Origin of the sequence: Arthrobacter sp. UC242_113 (genome assembly GCF_044054585.1) — a bacterium.
Lineage (GTDB): Bacteria > Actinomycetota > Actinomycetes > Actinomycetales > Micrococcaceae > Arthrobacter.
This window is the reverse complement of sequence record NZ_CP171968.1, coordinates 2,606,418-2,623,958: the sequence shown is the minus strand read 5'-3', so window position 1 is coordinate 2,623,958 and position 17,541 is coordinate 2,606,418. Positions and strand designations below refer to the sequence as shown.

The following is a 17,541-nucleotide window of genomic DNA, read 5'->3' as shown; positions in this document are numbered from 1 at the left end:
GCCTGGCCTGTCTGCGGTTGTCTGGTAACTGAACGACCAAAAGGAGTATCACGTGGAAATTGCGCCCAAGCCGCCCACCGTCAAGAACCCGCCCGAGCAGTTCACCGGCGACGTGTGGCTGGACATGATCGCCGGCCCGCAGAACGACAGCCAGCGCATGGTCGTTGCCAAGGTGCGCTTCGCACCAGGCGCACGCACTGCCTGGCACAGCCACTCCAACGGCCAGACCCTGCACATCACCGAGGGGATCGGGCTGGTGCAGTCCCGGGGCGGGGAGCTCCTCGAGGTTCACCCCGGCCAGACCATCTACACGCCGCCCGGAGAACTGCACTGGCACGGAGCCGCCCCGGACAGCTACATGGAGCACCTGGCCATGCTGGAAAGCGGTGGGGACCCCGCCGACGGCGGCTGGTTCGAGCACGTCACCGACGAGGAATACAACGGCCCCCGCACGGTAGCGAAGTAGGGAAGGACTGCATGACTGAGAACGAACCGTCCGGCGCCCAGAAGATGTTCGGCGGGTTTGCCCCGAAGCTTGCGCAGCTCACCGACGACGTGCTTTTCGGCGACGTGTGGGAGCGCCCCCAGCTGTCACCGCGCGACCGCAGCCTGGTGACCATCACTGCCCTGGTTGCAGGCGGCAACAGCGAGCAGCTCGGGTACCACATCTCCCTCGGCCGGAAGAACGGCCTGACCGAAGACGAGATCAAAGAGGCGATCATCCACCTCGCGTTCTACACCGGCTGGCCCAAAGCCATCACCGCGATCATGATCGCCAGGGACACCTTTATCGGCTGAGCCCCGTCTGCCGGGGCGCCGCGTCCTCGCGGTGCCGGCGTGGGGGAGCGCCGGAACTGGCGGAGCGCCGGAACTGGCGGAGCGCCAAACGCAACGAGGCCCTGTCCGCTCTTACCGGACAGGGCCTCGAGCATTACAGCGGGACCTTGGTCAGTGCCTCCTGAAGGCGTCCTTGACCTTTTCGCCGGCCTGCTTGAGGTCGGCCCTGATGTGGCGCTCCCTGCCCTCAGCCCTGAGCCGCCTGTCACCGGTGGCGCGTCCGGCTGCTTCCTTGCTTCTGCCGTGGAGTTTTTCGGCGGCATTGTGGATCTTGTCACCCAAACCCATCGTGACCTCCTGTACGGGAAAGCCGGGGCGGCCTGCTGCCGCGGCGGCCACTCCCAGTTTATCGGCGGCGGGGCCGGAAGGCTCCTGCCCTTAAAGCGGAACGGCCGCTGCGACCCGGTTGGAGTTGCAGCGGCCGTGCCGTTTGGTGCGCCTGACGTACGACGACGGTCAGCTCACCGAGGGTGTCAGCTCACCGCCGCCGTGGCGGCGGACGGTTTCGCCGCCGTCGTGAATCCGGCCTTGGATCCCGTGACGGTTACCGTCAGCGTCTTGCCGGCGTCGGTTGCCAGCGGCTTGTACGTGCTGGCCGTGGCAGAGGTGACTTCCACGCCGTTGGCGTACCACTGGTACTTCAGCGTGACCGGCGCCGGTCCCCACGTGCCCGGAACCGCTGTGAGCACCGAGCCCACTGTGGCAGTACCGGAGACGGTGGGGACGGGAGCGGTCAGCACGCCGGCCGCCACCTTCACAGACACCGCACTGGTCTTGGTAACCGTGGTGAAGGCGGACTTCGAACCGCTGACCGTGACCGTCAGGGTCTTGCCCAGCACCGCGGTAGACGGGGTGTAGGTGCCGGCAGTGGCGCCCGTAATGGCAACGCCGTTCGCCTTCCACTGGTACTTCAGCGTGACCGGCGCCGGCCCCCAGGCCCCTGTTGCCGTGAGGACGGACCCCACCCTGACAGCACCGCTGATCCCCGGGACCGGTGCCGTGAGGGTCCCGACTGCGACCTTTGCGGTTGCCGCGGACGTCTTGGCCGCCGTCGTATAGCCCGCCTTGCTTCCCGTGACCGTGACGCTCATGGCCTTGCCGACCACGGGCGCGGCCGGCTTGTACGTGCTGGCCGTGGCGCCGGCGATCGAGACCCCGTTGGCCTTCCACTGGTACTTCAGGGTGACCGGCGCCGGTCCCCACGCGCCGGGAACCGCCGTCAGGGTGTAGCCCACCTTGGCGGTTCCGGTGATCCTGGGAGCCGGTGCGGACAGCGTTCCGACGGCGACCTTTGCGGTGAGTGCCGACGTCTTGGCCGCCGTGTTGTAGCCGGCCTTGCTGCCGGTGACCGTGACGCTGATGGTCTTGCCCACAACAGCGGCGGCCGGCTTGTACGCGCTTGCCGTGGCTCCGGCGATGGCGGCGCCGTTGGCCTTCCACTGGTACTTCAGGGTGACCGTCGCCGGTCCCCAGGTTCCCGGAGCTGCTGTCAGGGTGTAGCCCACCTTGGCGGTTCCGGTGATCCTTGGCGTCGGGGCCGTGAGGACCGGGTTGAGGGCCATGACCGTGCCGGTGGCGGCGGAGGTCTTGGTTGCCGTGGTGTACCCGGCCTTGGTGCCCGTCACGCTGAAGGTCAGCGTCTTGCCCACCTGTGCCGCGGCCGGCTTGAACGTGGCGGCGGTGGCGCCGGTGATGGCGACGCCGTTGGCCTTCCACTGGTACTTCAGGGCAACCGGTGAAGGCCCCCATGTACCGGCGGTTGCCGTCAGCGTGGAACCCACCTTGGCCGTGCCCATGACTGCGGGGGTGGGCGCGGTCAGGGTTCCGGCTGCGACCCTGGCGGTGGCCGCCGAGGTCTTGCTTACCGTGGCGAAGTCAGCCTTCGAGCCAGTAACGGTGACGGTCAGCGCCTTGCCGACCGTCGCTGCGGTGGGCTTGTAGGTGCCAGCCGTGGCTCCTGCGACGCTGACGCCGTCCGCGCTCCACCGATACGTCAGCGTCACCGGTGCCGGTCCCCACGTGCCGGGTACCGCGGTCAGGGTGGAATCCACCTTGGCCGTGCCGCTGATGGTGGGGGTGGGGGCGGTCAGGGCGGCTGCCGCTACCTTGGCCGTGGCCGCGGACGTCCTGGTCTCAGTCGTGTAGCCGTCCTTGGTGCCAACGATGGTGACGGTCACGGTCTTGCCCGCCGTCGCCGTCGTGGGCTTGAAGGTGGCGGCGGTGGCCCCGGCGATGTCGGCGCCGTCGGCCTTCCACTGGTAACCCAGCGCCACCGGTGCCGGTCCCCACGTACCGGGTACCGCGGTTAGCGTGGAATCCACCGCCGCGGCGCCCGAAATCGTGGGCGTTGGTGCGGTCAGGGTGCCTGCCTCAACCTTGGCGGTTCCGGCCGAGGTCTTCGTTGCCGTGCCGTAGCCAGCCTTCGAGCCCGTGACACTTACGGTCAGGACCTTGCCTACCGTCGCTGCCGTGGCCTTGTAGGTGTTGGCAGTGGCCCCGGCGATGTCTGCGCCGTCGGCCTTCCACTGATAACTCAGTGTCACCGGTGAAGGTCCCCATGTGCCCGGTTCCGCGGTGAGTGTGGAATCCACCTTGGGGGTGCCGCTGATGGTGGGCACCGGCCCGGTGAGCTGGGGCACCGCGTACGACAGGTCGAACGTTGTGGCACTCCCGCTGGTCACGGCTACCGGGGTGGCGCTGGCTTCCTCGGCGGTGTTGCCCGAGTACAGGTTGCCGCGTATTGCGTCCCGGAAGACATGCAGGAAGTACTTTCCTGTCGTGAGGCCCCCAATGCTGAATTTTCCAGTGGCATCTGAGCTTCCATACCGGCTGACGAATGAACCGTCGCGGGTGTACGCCTCAACGTAGGCGTACTGCAGGGGCTTTCCGGCGTTGTCCAGCAACGTTCCGGTTACTGACCCACCCGTTTTCAGAGTTGCGTCGATATTCTGCAGCGACTGGTTCTGGGCGAGGGTGATGACTTCGGCCTGGTTCAGGCCCGCGGACTCCGGCTTGTTCGCGTAGAACTGCGCTTCGTCCTGGTATGTCCCGTTGGAGCGATTGAAGCCAATCTTGTAGGACCCTGCAGCGAGGCCCACCACGCTGTACCTGCCGGCCGCGTCCGTCTGCGTAGTCCTTGCTGTCTTACCTGCCAGATCATAAACAGTAACCGGGTAGCCATAAAGGCTTCCGGAACCCGTCACAGTGCCGCTGACGGAAGCGCCGGTGGTCACTGTCATGTTGACCGATGCCTTGGCTTCTTCCGCCGCAACGACCACCGGGGTTGCGGTGTCCGGAGTGGTGCCGCCGTACCAGAGGTCTGTGGCTCCACTCTGTTCGCCTGAGAACCGCACCTTATAGGTACCCGGTTCGAGGCCGTTGAGAGTGTAGGTTCCGTCAACTCCCACCGATGCGACAGCTGCGGTTTGGTCCGGTGATTCGGCCCGTGTCGCGTAGACCAACGCTTTGCTGAGGTTCACTGAGTCAGGGGCCGTGATCTTGCCACTGATGGAGGCGCTCTTCTTCATGGTCGCATCAATGGCCGTGCGGTCCTGGCCGTCTGTGACTGCCACTTCCGTAGCGGTGTCAATGGAGGAAGCATCGCTGTACCACTGCTGCTGAACGAGTCCCGCGTAACCGTAGCTCTGGAACTGCAGCTTGTAACTTCCCGCAGCGAGCCCGCGGAAAGAATAGGAGCCGTCATACTGATTGAGCGAGACGGTGCTCAGAGGCGTCAACTCGCCGCCCTGGTACAGGCTGACGTACACCGAGTAGGCGGGAACGCCTTCAGGGAGCGTGATTTTGCCGCTGATGCTGGCGCCCTTGGCCAAAGTCGCGTCGATGCCTGTGAGGTCCTGGCCTGCCGTTACTGTTACTGGTGTTGCGTCGGCGGAGGTCCGGGCATCCTGGTACCACTCTTCCAGGGCCCCCGAGCCGTTGCCGTAGAACTGCAGTTTGTAGGTTCCGGCCGGGAGGCCGCGCAGCTTGTAGGTCCCGTCGGCGCGGACGTTTGCACTCGGTCCGTTCGGCTCTGCCTCGGAGACGGCCCGCACATAGGTCGATGTCAGGCTGACACCGTCAGGTGCCTTGACCGTGCCACTGATGGAGGCGCCCTTGGCGATCGAGGCGTTGATCCCTGTCACGTCCTGTCCCGGGGCCAGTGCCACGACAGTCGCGGAATCCATGCTGGTGGCATTCTCGTGCCATTGCTCCAGGGCGCCAGCATTTGGCCCGTAGTAGCGGATCTTGTAGTTGCCGGCCTGGAGCCCGACCAGTGAGAAACTTCCGTCCGGGCGGACATCTGCATTGACCGGGTAGGCGCGGAAATTATCAACGTTGTGCAGTTCCACGTTGACTGCGGAAATGTCGACGCCGGGAGCTCCCGACATCTTGCCGCTGATGGATGCGCCCTTTGTCAGCGTGGCGTCGACATTCGACTTGGCTTGGCCGTCTGTGAGCGCAATGACGGTAGCGCCGGCTGACGTCGCCGCGCCGCCGTACCATACGTCTAGGGCGCCGGAGTTGCCCGCAGTGAACCGTATCTTGTAGGGGCCGGCAGGAAGTCCGCTGAACTTGTACGAGCCGTCGGCACCAAGGTCGACTGCTGCCAACCAGTTCCAGTCCGTACCGTCCGGGAACACGTAAGCCTGCACTCGGGCCAAGTCGACTCCAGCGGGTGCGCTAACGCGGCCGCTGATGGAGGCGCCTGTTACGAGGTCGGCGTCGATGCCAGTAACGTCCTGGCCGGCGGAAAGTGCAACGGGGGTTGCCGTTTCGTATGACGAAGCCCCGGCGTGCCACTGTGTCAGGGTTCCCGTGTTGTAGCCCGAGAACTCGACCTTGTAGCTTCCTGCGGCGAGCCCGAGGACTTTATAGCTTCCGTCGCCCATTACCCTGGCAGACCAGCTACGGTACTGGTTCGCTGCCGGGTAAACGTACGCGCGCAGAGAGGTCAGATCGACGCCCGCGGGTGCAGTGACCGATCCGCTGATGGATCCGCCCTTGACCAGGGCCGCGTCAATTCCGGTGAGGTCCTGGCCTGTTTCGAGTGCCAACACGGTGGCGGCCTCAAAGGTGCCAGCACTGGAATACCACTGCTCCAGAGCCCCCGAGTTGCCTGTATCGAACTGAAGTTTGTAACTACCCGCCGCCAGGCCTCCGATCCGATAGCTGCCGTCTGCGTTCACCGAGACGGATGCGGGGATCGTCATGCCGTCAGCCCTGTGGACCTTGACACTTACGTCACTGAGGTTGACCCCTGCTGGCGCCGTGATCTTGCCGCTGATCGTCGCGGCCCTGACCAGCGTCGCGTCGATTCCGGCAAGATCCTGGTTTGCGGTGACACTCACAGGTGTTGCGGTCTCGGCCGATTCCGCATTGGCGTACCACTGGTCGACTGCACCGGAGTCATTCCCCTGGAACTGAACCCTGTAGGTTCCTGCAGGAAGGCCGGTGACCTTGTAGCTGCAGTCCTGGCCCACGGACGCATACCTGTTGAAGTAGTACACGTTGTCCGCCTGGCTGACCAAGACACTTACGGAACTAATCTCAGTGCCCGCCGGTACGGTGACCTGGCCGCTAATTGTCGCGCCCTTCACCAGGGCGGCATCGATGCCGGTGAGGTCCTGGCCCGCGGCGAGTGTAATTGCCGTGGCAGTTTCAATTGAGTCGGCTTCTGCGTGCCATTGGTCCAGTGCCCCGGAGTTGCTTCCCTGGAACTGCAGCTTGTATGTTCCCGCGCGGAGACCCGTGACTTTGAAGGTGCCGTCCGGCTTGACCCAGTCGAACCCGGTGTAGGAGATGCGGTCGGCTTCGTGAACCGCGACTGTCACGGCGCCGAGGTCGACGCCTTCGGGTGCGCTGACGCGTCCGCTGATTGTGGCAGCTTTGATCAGGCTGGCGTCGATTCCCGTGGCATCCTGGCCTGCCGTAAGCGTAAGAGGGGTGGCGGCCTCAAGAGAATCGGCGCCCCCGTACCATTGGTCCAGCGCTCCCGAGCCGTATCCGCCGAACTGGACTTTGTACGACCCCGCCGGAAGGCCGTAGACCTTAAGCTGCCGTCCCCCGCCACAGCCGAATACCCCGGCGTTGACATGCCGTCCGCAGCATGGACCCTGACCTCAATTCCGCTGAGGTCAACTCCAGCGGAGGCTTTTACGTGACCGCTGATTGTTGCGCCCTTGGCGAGCGTTACGTCAATGCCGTTGAGCTGCTGGCCAGCGGCGACCACCACAACCGTGGCGCCTTCTTGATCCGCGGTGCCGCCGTACCACTGTCCGAGGTTCAGGCCGCCGTAGTCAAAAAACTGCAGCTTGTAGGAGCCCGCAGGAAGATTTGAGGCAGTGTAATTTCCTTCGGCATCAGCGTAGCTGCTGGTTACATATTCGGAAGTTGCGGCGTTGCTCACGTGAACGCCTGTGTATCCTTGGCTGCCTCCAGAGAAGTCAGCGGTTATTTTTCCGCTGATGGAGGCAGTGGCGCCTCCAACCTCTACTGCCGCCGCAGGCGTTAAGCCCGTAACTATGAGTGCCGAAAGCACCGATAACAATATCGCGATTCTCATGCGGAATCGCCTGCTCCTAGCGAGCATTTTCCATCCCCCCACGGGTACGGCAGCGGCGCGGCTGCATCATTCAATTGTCAAATAACGCCTTAGTGTAACCCGCCTGCAAAGGTATATAAACCGAGTGGAAGAACGGTAAGTAATCAACAATTTGTTAGTCCCGGCGGCATGTATTGCCTCAGTCGTAACAAAGGGCTGGAATTCAAATCCATGCTCAAGAATTCCACAGGATTGGATCAAGAAGGGCGCATTTTTCAGAGAAGGCAACAAGAGCGCCGGCCGGAGCTGTTACCTTGCCCGGCAGTCTCCGCCACGCCGGGCCTGACACGAGCTCATCATCATCTCGAAACTTTTTAGAAAACAACCTGGTGCAGGCTGGGCCCACGAAGCTGTTCGGGGGAAGGGGCCCAGAGATGGTTGAACAAGAAATGTTTGAAGTGCGGTCCGGTGCCGAGCTGGCTGTAGGCGATGAGATCGAGGCTTGGCACCGGGGCAGGCTGGCCCACCGGGGGACCGTGAGCAGCACGTTCCAGGACATCGACCTGTTCTGGATTATCGACGCCCGAACGGGCACGCGCCGGCTGCTGGACCTCGAGCAGCTCAGCGTGCGGCGGGTCGCGGCCGGTGAGGCGGCTAACGCCGTCGGGCATTCCGCTGGTGCCGGGAGACTGAAGTCCGCCGACGCCGGGACCCCGGCTAACGCCGTCGGCAAACGGGCCCGGAGGCGAGGGCCTGTCAGAAGCCTGAGCCAGGTGGTCTTCATTGAGGCGCCGGCCACACGGTAGGCGCCCACACGATAACCGGCTACGCGGTAAGCGTCAGGGCAGGTTGCTGAACCGTTCCGCCTGGGTCTTCCTGCCCTGCACGATGATCTGGTCGTCGTCGTACAGGACGGTCTGCGCGGTGGTGTGGCCCCAGATGCCGCCGGGGCGCTTGACCGCCACGATGGTGATGCCGTACTTGTCGCGCAGGCCCAGCACGCCGAGCGGGCGGTCGCGGGCCTCGGTGGGCGGGCTGGTGCGGATCATCACGAAGTCGTCCTCGAACTCGACGTAGTCCAGCAGCGAGCCGCGGACCAGGTGGGCCACCCGCTTGCCCATGTCGTGCTCGGGGCGGATCACGTGGTCCACGCCGAGCTGGTTGAGGATCTCGGCGTGCGGTTCGCTGATGGCCTTGGCCCAGATCTGCGGCTTCTTGAACGTAAGCAGGCGCGACGTCGTCAGGATGCTCGCCTCGATGTCGCTGCCTATGCCCACCACGGCGCGGTCGAACTCGTGGACGGAGAGCTGGCGCAGCACCTCTTCCTTGGTGGAGTCCGCCCGGACCACATGGGTGAGGCGGCCGTTGTAGGACTGGACGGTGTCCTCGCTGGAGTCGATGCCCAGGACTTCGGTCCCTTGCGCCTCGAGCTCGAGCGCCAGCGACCCGCCGAAGCGGCCGAGGCCAATGACCACAACGGTGTCAGCCTGCGCTCCCGATTCGGAGGAACGGGAGAAGAAGTTCTTAGCCAATGAGGGGCCTTTCCTTCGGGTATTCATAGAGGAGCGGGCGTTCGCGGAGCGCCAGTGCGGCGCCCAGCGTCACGGGGCCGAGGCGGCCAATAAACATGAGCAGGATCAGCACCACCTGGCCGGCCGGCGGCATGGCGGCCGTGATGCCGGTGGACAGCCCCACCGTGGCGAATGCGGAGATCACCTCGAACAGGATCCGCTCCTGGCCGAAGTCGGTGATGACCATCAGGAACATCGTGGAGCCCACCACCAGCCCGATGGCCAGAAGCACCACCGTGATCGCCTGCCGGTGCACGGCGCGGGACAGGCGCTTGCCGAAAATGTTCACGGCCGTGCCGCCCTGCAGCTCCGTCAGCAGGATGAAGAACAGCACGCTGAAGGTGGTGATCTTCAGGCCGCCCGCGGTGCCGGCCGGGCCGCCGCCGATAAACATGAGGATGTCCATGCCCAGCCAGGACACCTCGTGCATCTGCCCGATATCGACGCTGTTGAACCCGGCTGTGCGGGTAATGACGGACTGAAAGAACCCGGCCAAGATGCGCTCACCGGGGTTCAGCCGGCCGAGAGTGGCCGGGTTGGACCATTCGACGGCGGTTACAAACACGGTTCCCGCGGCCAGGAGCACGGCCGTGCCTACCAGGACCAGCTTGGTGTTCATGCTCCAGTGGATCGGCCGCTGGTACTGCCGGCGCAGTTCGAACAGCACGGGGAAGCCGAGGCCGCCGATGATCACCGCGGCCGCGATGGGCAGGCAGATCCACGGGTCCCCCGCGAAGCCGATGAGGTTGTCCGTATGCAGCGCGAACCCGGCGTTGTTGAAGGAGGACACCGAGTGGAAGACGCCGTGCCACATTGCCCGCCCGGGCTCGTAGCCGTAGCCGGCGACGAGCCTCGCGGCCAGGATGCCGGCGAGCACGATCTCCACGGTGAGGCTGATGGCCAGCACGCCGAGTAGCACGCGGCGGACGTCGCCGAACCCGGTGCTCCTGGTCTCCGCGGCCGCCGACAGCCGTGACCGCAGGCCCAGCCGGCGGGCCATGAGCACGCCCAGCAGGGTGCCGAAGGACATGACCCCGAACCCGCCGATCTGGATCAGGGCCATGATCACCACCTTGCCGAAGCCGCTCCAGTACACCGGCGTGTCAACGGTAATCAGCCCGGTGACGCACACCGAGGACGTGGACGTGAACAGGGCGTCGAGGAAGGGCGCACCCTCGGGGCCGTTCCGCGAGATGGGCAGCATGAGCAGCGCTGTGCCCACCGCGACGGCGACGGCGAACCCGAGCACGATCACCTGGGCCGGGTGCTGCGGCGCGAAGACGTTGAGGATGCGCGGGAAAACCTTGGAGCCTCCGGCGGCCCACAGCCCGCTGAACCTGCGGTCTGTTCCGGCCGCAGGCGGGGCCTTCGGGGCAGGAACGTCGCGCATACGCGTCACGCTACCACCGCGGTGTTCCCTGCAGCCGGTGTGAAGAGGGAGGCGTTAAGAAAGCGTTAAGATCGCCGGTTTGGGCGCTTTACGGATTCCGGCCGGTGCTAGGCTCCCGTGGTCATCAGCAAACTGCCCATGTGAATCGAAGGACCCCGTGGCCACCTCAAGCACGCAAGGCCGTGTCCTGCCATGCTGACCCAAAGCGCCCCGTTGCTGTGGCTGATCCTCGGGATTGGCGCAACCGGTTACATGATCTACCGGCTCATCAGAGCAACGAAGTAGCCCCCGCCGTCGGACACCGTCCCGCCGCCCGACGGCGGAACCCTCTAGCCGCTGACGCCGAACCTCCCGCTGCTCTCCAGCGGCCCGACGGCGGACCTTCCCTGAAATCCAGAAAGACACTCCATGACCGCACCAGCCCACTACTCCGTTCCGGCCAGCGTGCCCAACCCCGAGCGGGAGAACGGCCCCGGCGGCGCGTTCACACGCTGGCTGCTGGAGCACAAGGTGCACCAGCCGGTGGGGCCGGAATCCGCGGAGGGCACCGGCCACCAGCAGAGCTGGTGGAAGGTCATGTGCCTGACCGGCGTGGACTACTTCTCCACGCTGTCCTACCTCCCAGGCATCGCCGCGCTCGCCGCCGGGGCACTGTCGCCGCTGGCCACGCTGCTGATCGTGGCCCTGACGCTGCTGGGCATGCTGCCGATGTACCGCCGGGTGGCGCACGAGAGCCCGCACGGCCAGGGCTCCGTGGCCATGCTCGAAAACCTGCTGCCGTTCTGGCGCGGCAAGGTGTTCGTGCTGGTGCTGCTCGGGTTCGTGGCGACGTCGTGGATCATCACCATCACCCTGTCCGCCGCGGACGCCACCGTGCACATGCTGGAGAACCCGTACCTGCCGCCGTTCCTGGAGGGCCAGGCCGTCCCCATCACCGTGGTGATGCTGCTGATCCTGGGCGGGGTGTTCCTGCTGGGCTTCTCCGAGGCGGTGGCCGTGGCCATTCCTCTGGTAGGCGTCTTTCTGCTGTTGAACGCAGTCATCATTGGCACCGGAATTTACGACGCCGTCACCCAGCCGGGTGGCGTCGCCCCCTGGATGGCGCAACTCAGCTCCTTCGGCGGCGGTTTTGGCAACATCGCCGGGCCCGCGATCCTGGCGTTCCCGCTCCTGGTGCTGGGCCTCTCCGGCTTCGAAACCGGCGTCAGCATGATGCCCCTGGTGAAGGCATCCGGGGCATCTCCGGAGGAGACGCTGCGGAACCGGATCCGGAATACCCGCAAGCTCCTCACGACGGCGGCCGTCGTGATGAGCGTGTACCTGATCGGCAGCAGCTTCGTGACCACCGTGCTGATCCCGGCCGAGGCGTTCCAGGAGGGCGGGCCGGCGAACGGCCGCGCGCTCGCATACCTGGCGCACGAGCGGCTCGGCAACGGCTTCGGGTCCGTGTACGACGTCAGCAGCATCCTGATCCTGTGGTTTGCCGGCGCCTCCGCGATGGCAGGGCTGATCAACATCGTGCCCCGGTACCTGCCGTCCTACGGCATGGCGCCGGACTGGTCGCGAGCGGTGCGGCCCGTGGTCCTGGTGTACACGGCCATCAGCATCCTCATCACCCTCGGCTTCAAGGCCGACGTCAACGCCCAGGCCGGCGCGTACGCCACCGGGATCCTGTTCATGATGGTCTCCGGCGCGGTGGCCGTGAGCATCTCCGCCGCGCGCAAGAAGAAGCGCGGGGCCGCCGTCGGCTTCACCGTCCTGACCCTCGTGATGCTCTACGCCCTCGCGGAGAACGTAATCGAGAAGCCGGACGGCCTGGCGATCTCCGGGTTGTTCATCCTGGGCATCGTGGTGGTGTCGCTGGTGTCCAGGGTCTCGCGGACCACCGAGCTGCGGGTGGACCGGATCGAGTTCGATGAGGCCGCGCGCCGCTTCGTGACGGACACGATTGACTACGACGGGCGGATCAACATCATCGCTAACCGCCCGCAGGCCAGGGACGCCAAGGAGTACGCGGAGAAGGAGGCGGCGCAGCGGGAGAACAACCCCGTGCCCGGCACGGCCGACGTGATGTTCCTGGAGATCGACGTCACGGACCCGTCGGGCTTCAGTGACGTGCTCACGGTGCGCGGCGTCGAGGTGGCCGGGCACCGCGTCCTGCGTGCCACCAGCCCGGCCGCGCCCAACGCCATCGCCGCGATCCTGTTGGCCCTGCACGACGCCACCGGGGTCCGGCCGCACGCCTACTTCGAGTGGGCCGAGGGCAACCCGCTGGCCCACCTGATGCGCTACCTGCTCCTGGGCCGGGGCGACACCGCCCCTGTGGTCCGCGAGATCATCCGCGAAAACGAGCCCGACCCCGCCCGCCGCCCCGGCATCCACGTCGGCTAGCCCGGCGCGGCACCACCCAAACCCTTCCTCACCTTTCGTCGCCTTTCCCCGGACCCTTCCTCACGTCTCGTCGGTTGTTCCCTGACGCTTCCTCACCGCTGATCGGGTTACGCGGAGAAAGCTGAGGACGCGTTCGGCTAGACGCGGCGAAAGCTGAGGACGCGTCCGGAACCTACGGCGCTGGGGAGGTCGCGACCACCACGTTTTTGCCCCACGGGTCCTCGGTGTAGCAGCTGATCAGCACCACCCGATTGGGCACGACGTCCCAGATGTCGCTGTCCTTGAGCGTGTTTTTGTCGTGCATGGTCACGGAATCCACGACGTACTTCAGTGTGCCGGTCGCCGTGGTCACGGTGACCGCCTTGCCCACGAGGGACTCGTCGCTGAGGCGGTTGAACGGGGCGTCCCTGCCGTCCCAGCTGTGCCCCACGATGTACGTTGTGTTGGTCGACCCTGTGCCGGGCACGCCGTAGCTGGTCAGCCAGTAGGCATCGAGGGTCAGCGGCGGCACCAGCGACTCCGAAGCCATCTCGTCCGCGCTGGGCGTCAGCGGCAGGACGCGAACATCCAGATCGGCAGCCTCGATCGACACCGCTGTCGGCGTTGCGGCCAGCGGCCGCAGCGGCTTTCGGGCGGCGGGGGTGCTCGGGGAAGCAGCCACCGCCGACTGAGCGGCGGAAGGCACGACGCCGGCGCTGCCGCCATCGTTCGGGGCCACAGCGTTCGACGGGGACAGGAATAGGGCGGCTGCCAAGCCCGCGGCGGCGACCGGGGGCACAGCGAACCAGCGCCAGCGGATGGGCCGGCGCGGACGCCGGTGCCGGCCGGAGGTTTTGGGCGCTTCCAAGTGACGTGCCTACTTGCGGGTGCGCTCCATGCGGCGCAACCTCCTGGCGACCGCTGCCGGAACAGCAATTCCCGCCGCGAGGAGCCCGGCGAGGAGCGCAAGTCCGGGGTCATTGTTCGGCTCGGCTTCGACCGCGGTCTGTACGTTGAGGCCCTTGTTCGTTGCGACAGCGCCCGTGCCGCCCCCGGCGGGAGTCGCACTGACCGCACCGGCAACTGCCGGCGTCGTGCTTCCCGGTGCATTGCCCGGCGTGCCCCCCGGCGCATTGACCGGCGTGCTTCCCGGTGCGTTGACTGGGGGAGCGACAGGCGGAACCACTGGGGGAGTGACCGGCGGCACCACGGGATCAACGCCGGGCGAGTCCGGGTCGCAGGCCGTCAGGTACCCCTCGAAAAGGCCCATGAGGCTGGTGGCGGAAGCTTCGTCGAGCGAGACGGCTGCCAGCAGGGCTTCGAAGTTGGCGACCGCTGCATTCAGGGCGTCCCGGGCCTGGATGAGCTCCGGTGAAACCGTGGCCGCGTTCAACTCCGACTCCCGCAGCTCCACGGCGTCCCTGGAGTCTCCACGAGCCTCGTCCGCCGTTTCATAGGCGATCTGCGCGGCCTCGATTGCCTCGGGATCACCAGTTTCCTGGGCTTCCTCCAGTGCCTCTTCCGCGGCGTCCTTGGCGGCCTCGTCATCAGCGAGCTGCGCCTCGGCCGCGGCCAGGGCAGCCTCAGCGTCGTCAACAACCTGTTGAACGGGCACGTACGCAGCTTCGGCCGCATCGACTGCGGACTCGAGATCGGCAACGGTTGCCTGGGTGATGCCCGCGGCACCGAGTGCCGATTCGTATTGGTTGAAGGCCTGCTGGCAGGCGGCGTCGCCGGGTGCCGCGGCGGCTGTCGGGACTCCCAGAAAAAGGCCGCCGGCGAGAACTGCTGCCGACGAACCCGCAGCGACCCATTTAGATGCAGCGGTCATAGTGTGTGCGTCCCCCAATACACGAAGCGGCCGCCGGGACGGCCCCGGCGGTTTCAGCACGCGGCAGAGCGGCTCAGGGCGGAGGCTCCGAAGAGTCCGGCAGGGCCGTGCAGAAGAGACGCTCGTACTGCTGATCATCCGTAGTACGACGGCGAGACCCCAGTTGCCTGAATGCCGCCCGAAAGATCGCTGTGAGGCTAAAGTACCGAGCAATTTCAGCTGTGGCAAACATCACTGACTCCCTAGCGCACGGGTCCAGTCCCCTCAGCCGCCGCCAACACGGACCACTTGCACGGCCAGCGGGTCCAGAAGCTTCCGGGTGCCGGTCCTGGTTTCGAGGATCCAGAACATGCCAAGCACGGGAACTGTTTCCGTCACCTTTCCCTCGTAATAAAGGCGGCCGTTGTAACGCGCCTCCACCAGGTCGCCGGGGGAGAGGCTTCGGCAGTCGATGATGCGCCCGAATGATCCGTCGGTCGCGGCCGGTTCAGCCATGGCGGGCTCCGTCCTAGCGCAGTCAGCGCCTTGGTCCTGTTGCGCCACTTGCGCATCTTCAGGATGGGGCCGCCACATTGCCGGGCGGTTTCCACCGGGTGATTTCCGCGTGACCTGGTGCCGCGTCGGCCGGTGGCCGGCGGGAGGTGAGGAAGGGTTTGGGTGTGGGCGGCGGGAGGTGAGGAAGGGTTTGGGTGTGGGCGGCGGGAGGTGAGGAAGGGTTTTACGCGGGGCCGGGGGACTGCAGGCCGAGGGCAATGGAGAGGTTGGGTTGGGGCTGGGTCAGGTCGCGGGCGCGGAGGACCGCCATGGACTTGGCGGCCACCTTCAGCACCGAGCCGGCGTCGATCGGCCCGCGCTCCACGCCGGTCCCGGCCGTGTTGATCACCATGTCCCAGGCCTCGGCGAACTCACCGGCCGGGAGCGTGAACTTGATGTCGTCGTCGTGCGCGTTGAAGTACAGCAGGAAGTTCACGTCCGTGATCCGGCGGCCGCGGTCGTCCCGGCCCTGGATGCCGTCGCCGTTGAGGAACACGCCGATGGTCCTGCCGAAGCCGCGTCCCCAGTCCTCGGGGAGCATTTCCATGCCGTCCTCGTTCAGCCACACGATGTCGGGCAGCTTCTCGCCCTTGCCGCGCCGCACCGGCCGGCCGTCGAAGAACGTGCTGCGGCGGAACGTCGGGTGCTTGGCGCGCAGCCGGTTCACCGCGGCGGTGAAGTCCATGAGCGGCATGTCGATGGCGTCCCAGTTGACCCAGCTGAGCTTGGAATCCTGGCAGTAGACGTTGTTGTTCCCCTGCTGCGTCCGGCCCATCTCGTCGCCGTGCAGGATCATCGGCACGCCCTGTGAGAGGAGCATGGTGGCGATGAAGTTCCGCTGCTGCCGGGCCCGCAGGGCCAGGACCTTCGGATCCGCCGTCGGCCCCTCGACGCCGCAGTTCCACGAGCGGTTGTGCGATTCGCCGTCGCGGTTGCCCTCACCGTTGGCCTCGTTGTGCTTCTCGTTGTACGAGACCAGGTCCCGCAGCGTGAAGCCGTCGTGCGCCGTGACAAAGTTGATCGAGGCCACCGGCCGCCGCCCCGACCGCTCGTACAGGTCGGCGGAGCCGGTCAGCCGGGACGCGAACTCGCCCAGCGTGGCAGGCTCGCCGCGCCAGAAGTCGCGGACCGTGTCGCGGTACTTGCCGTTCCACTCCGTCCACTGCGGCGGGAAGTTGCCCACCTGGTAGCCGCCGGGCCCGACATCCCACGGCTCCGCGATCAGCTTCACCTGCGACACGATCGGGTCCTGCTGCACCAGTTCAAAGAACGTGGAGAGCCGGTCGACGTCGTAAAATTCCCGTGCCAAAGCGGCGGCGAGATCGAAACGGAACCCGTCCACGTGCATCTCGGTGACCCAGTACCGCAGCGAATCCATCAGCAGCTGCAGGGAGTGCGGCTGCCGCACGTTGAGGGTATTTCCGGTGCCGGTGTAGTCGACGTAGTACTGCTTGTCGTCCTCCACCAGGCGGTAGTACGCGGCGTTGTCGATCCCCTTGAAGCTCATGGTGGGCCCGAGGTGGTTGCCTTCCGCCGTGTGGTTATAGACGACGTCGAGGATGACCTCGATGCCGGCGCGGTGCAGCGAACGGACCATCGCCTTGAAGTCCTGCACCTGCTGGCCCATCTGGCCGATCGAGCTGTAGGTGTTCTGCGGCGCAAAGAAGCCGATGGTGTTATAGCCCCAGTAGTTGCTGAGGCCCTTCTCCTGCAGGGTCCCGTCATTGACGAACTGGTGCACCGGCATCAGCTCGATTGCCGTGATCCCCAGCCGCTGCAGGTGCGCGATGACGGCGGGATGGGCGACGCCGGCAAAGGTACCGCGCTGCTCCTTGGGCACCTCCGGGTGCAGCTCGGTGAGCCCCTTGACGTGCGCCTCGTAGATGACCGAACGGTGGTAAGGGATCCGGGGCGGCCGGTCCCCGGCCCAATCGAAGAACGGGTTGATCACCACGCCCAGCATGGTGTGCGGCGCCGAATCCTGGTTGTTGCGGGAGGAGGGATCGCCGAAGTTGTAGGAGAACATCGCCTGGTGCCAGTGCACCTGCCCGGCGATGGCCTTGGCGTACGGGTCCAGGAGGAGCTTGTTCGGGTTGCAGCGCTGGCCCTTGGCGGGGTCGTACGGCCCGTGGACTCGGTACCCGTACTTCTGCCCGGGCTGGATCTGGGGCAGGTAGCAATGCCAGACATACCCGTCGGCTTCGAGGAGCTCCACGCGCGTTTCGGTGCCGTCGTCGGCTATCAAACACAGCTCGACGGCGGTGGCCGCCTCGCTGAAGAGCGCGAAGTTCGTCCCCATCCCGTCAAAGGTCGCACCCAGTGGATACGCGCTGCCCGGCCAGACTTCCATGATCACTCCTGCGGCTGTTCAGTTGTCTCGGAACCATGCTTGATGTCCAGTTGGGGTCCGCGCGCCTCGCCCTGATCCAAGGCTAAGCACGCTTAGTACTTTCGCCAAGCCCGATTC

At 65.9% G+C, this 17,541-nt stretch carries 13 protein-coding genes; 4 read left to right on the top strand and 9 right to left on the bottom strand.

Annotated features, from left to right (window positions below):
* Positions 1–52: 52 nt before the first annotated feature.
* The gene (locus ACHMXB_RS11880; protein ID WP_395398523.1) at positions 53–466 is read left to right on the top strand and encodes a cupin domain-containing protein; all 414 of its coding nucleotides are present in this window, start codon (positions 53–55) and stop codon (positions 464–466) included.
* An 11-nt stretch (positions 467–477) separates the two neighbouring features.
* Positions 478–798, top strand: coding sequence for a carboxymuconolactone decarboxylase family protein (locus tag ACHMXB_RS11875; RefSeq protein ID WP_395398522.1), 321 nt, complete (start codon positions 478–480; stop codon positions 796–798).
* 150 nt (positions 799–948) lie between these two features.
* Here ACHMXB_RS11875 and ACHMXB_RS11870 read toward each other — a convergent pair whose 3' ends face one another.
* The 3 genes from ACHMXB_RS11870 to ACHMXB_RS11860 form a co-directional block, all read right to left on the bottom strand.
* Complete coding sequence (locus ACHMXB_RS11870) at positions 949–1,125, bottom strand: CsbD family protein (protein WP_395398521.1); 177 nt, start codon at positions 1,123–1,125, stop codon at positions 949–951.
* A gap of 185 nt (positions 1,126–1,310) precedes the next feature.
* Positions 1,311–6,668: a carboxypeptidase regulatory-like domain-containing protein gene (locus ACHMXB_RS11865; RefSeq protein WP_395398520.1), complete on the bottom strand. Its 5,358-nt coding sequence runs from the start codon at positions 6,666–6,668 to the stop codon at positions 1,311–1,313.
* 59 nt (positions 6,669–6,727) lie between these two features.
* On the bottom strand, positions 6,728–7,399 hold the full coding sequence (locus ACHMXB_RS11860) for a carboxypeptidase-like regulatory domain-containing protein (protein WP_395398519.1): 672 nt from the start codon (positions 7,397–7,399) through the stop codon (positions 6,728–6,730).
* A 413-nt stretch (positions 7,400–7,812) separates the two neighbouring features.
* On the opposite strand from ACHMXB_RS11860, the gene ACHMXB_RS11855 reads away from it, so the two are divergent.
* A complete protein-coding gene (locus tag ACHMXB_RS11855; protein WP_395398518.1) occupies positions 7,813–8,184 on the top strand; it encodes a hypothetical protein in 372 nt (123 codons plus the stop codon).
* Positions 8,185–8,217: 33 nt separating this feature from the next.
* Here ACHMXB_RS11855 and ACHMXB_RS11850 read toward each other — a convergent pair whose 3' ends face one another.
* Both ACHMXB_RS11850 and ACHMXB_RS11845 read right to left on the bottom strand, forming a co-directional pair.
* Positions 8,218–8,910, bottom strand: a complete 693-nt coding sequence (locus ACHMXB_RS11850; RefSeq protein ID WP_395398517.1) for a potassium channel family protein — start codon at positions 8,908–8,910, stop codon at positions 8,218–8,220.
* The gene (locus ACHMXB_RS11845) at positions 8,903–10,339 is read right to left on the bottom strand and encodes a TrkH family potassium uptake protein (protein WP_395398516.1); all 1,437 of its coding nucleotides are present in this window, start codon (positions 10,337–10,339) and stop codon (positions 8,903–8,905) included. The genes ACHMXB_RS11850 and ACHMXB_RS11845 overlap by 8 nt, the downstream gene beginning before the upstream one ends.
* A gap of 408 nt (positions 10,340–10,747) precedes the next feature.
* Between ACHMXB_RS11845 and ACHMXB_RS11840 the strand changes: the two genes are divergently transcribed.
* Complete coding sequence (locus tag ACHMXB_RS11840; RefSeq protein ID WP_395398515.1) at positions 10,748–12,730, top strand: amino acid transporter; 1,983 nt, start codon at positions 10,748–10,750, stop codon at positions 12,728–12,730.
* A 172-nt stretch (positions 12,731–12,902) separates the two neighbouring features.
* Here ACHMXB_RS11840 and ACHMXB_RS11835 read toward each other — a convergent pair whose 3' ends face one another.
* The 4 genes from ACHMXB_RS11835 to glgX all read right to left on the bottom strand — a co-directional run bounded on the left by ACHMXB_RS11835 (position 12,903) and on the right by glgX (position 17,424).
* Positions 12,903–13,577 carry a class F sortase gene (locus tag ACHMXB_RS11835; RefSeq protein ID WP_395398514.1) on the bottom strand — a complete coding sequence of 225 codons (675 nt, stop codon included), beginning with the start codon at positions 13,575–13,577 and terminating at the stop codon, positions 12,903–12,905.
* Positions 13,578–13,586: 9 nt separating this feature from the next.
* On the bottom strand, positions 13,587–14,540 hold the full coding sequence (locus ACHMXB_RS11830; protein ID WP_395398513.1) for a hypothetical protein: 954 nt from the start codon (positions 14,538–14,540) through the stop codon (positions 13,587–13,589).
* A 264-nt stretch (positions 14,541–14,804) separates the two neighbouring features.
* Positions 14,805–15,035, bottom strand: a complete 231-nt coding sequence (locus ACHMXB_RS11825; protein WP_395398512.1) for a hypothetical protein — start codon at positions 15,033–15,035, stop codon at positions 14,805–14,807.
* A gap of 223 nt (positions 15,036–15,258) precedes the next feature.
* Entirely contained in the window at positions 15,259–17,424 is a 2,166-nt protein-coding gene (gene glgX, locus ACHMXB_RS11820; protein ID WP_395398511.1) for a glycogen debranching protein GlgX, read from the bottom strand.
* Positions 17,425–17,541 lie beyond the last annotated feature (117 nt).

Coding starts and splice junctions, on each gene's coding strand:
- ACHMXB_RS11825 (WP_395398512.1), bottom strand. CDS start 15,035: ATGGCTGAACCGGCCGCGACCGACGGATCATTCGGGCGCATCATCGAC.
- ACHMXB_RS11840 (WP_395398515.1), top strand. CDS start 10,748: ATGACCGCACCAGCCCACTACTCCGTTCCGGCCAGCGTGCCCAACCCC.
- ACHMXB_RS11860 (WP_395398519.1), bottom strand. CDS start 7,399: ATGAGAATCGCGATATTGTTATCGGTGCTTTCGGCACTCATAGTTACG.
- ACHMXB_RS11830 (WP_395398513.1), bottom strand. CDS start 14,540: ATGACCGCTGCATCTAAATGGGTCGCTGCGGGTTCGTCGGCAGCAGTT.
- ACHMXB_RS11845 (WP_395398516.1), bottom strand. CDS start 10,339: ATGCGCGACGTTCCTGCCCCGAAGGCCCCGCCTGCGGCCGGAACAGAC.
- ACHMXB_RS11875 (WP_395398522.1), top strand. CDS start 478: ATGACTGAGAACGAACCGTCCGGCGCCCAGAAGATGTTCGGCGGGTTT.
- ACHMXB_RS11870 (WP_395398521.1), bottom strand. CDS start 1,125: ATGGGTTTGGGTGACAAGATCCACAATGCCGCCGAAAAACTCCACGGC.
- ACHMXB_RS11855 (WP_395398518.1), top strand. CDS start 7,813: ATGGTTGAACAAGAAATGTTTGAAGTGCGGTCCGGTGCCGAGCTGGCT.
- glgX (WP_395398511.1), bottom strand. CDS start 17,424: ATGGAAGTCTGGCCGGGCAGCGCGTATCCACTGGGTGCGACCTTTGAC.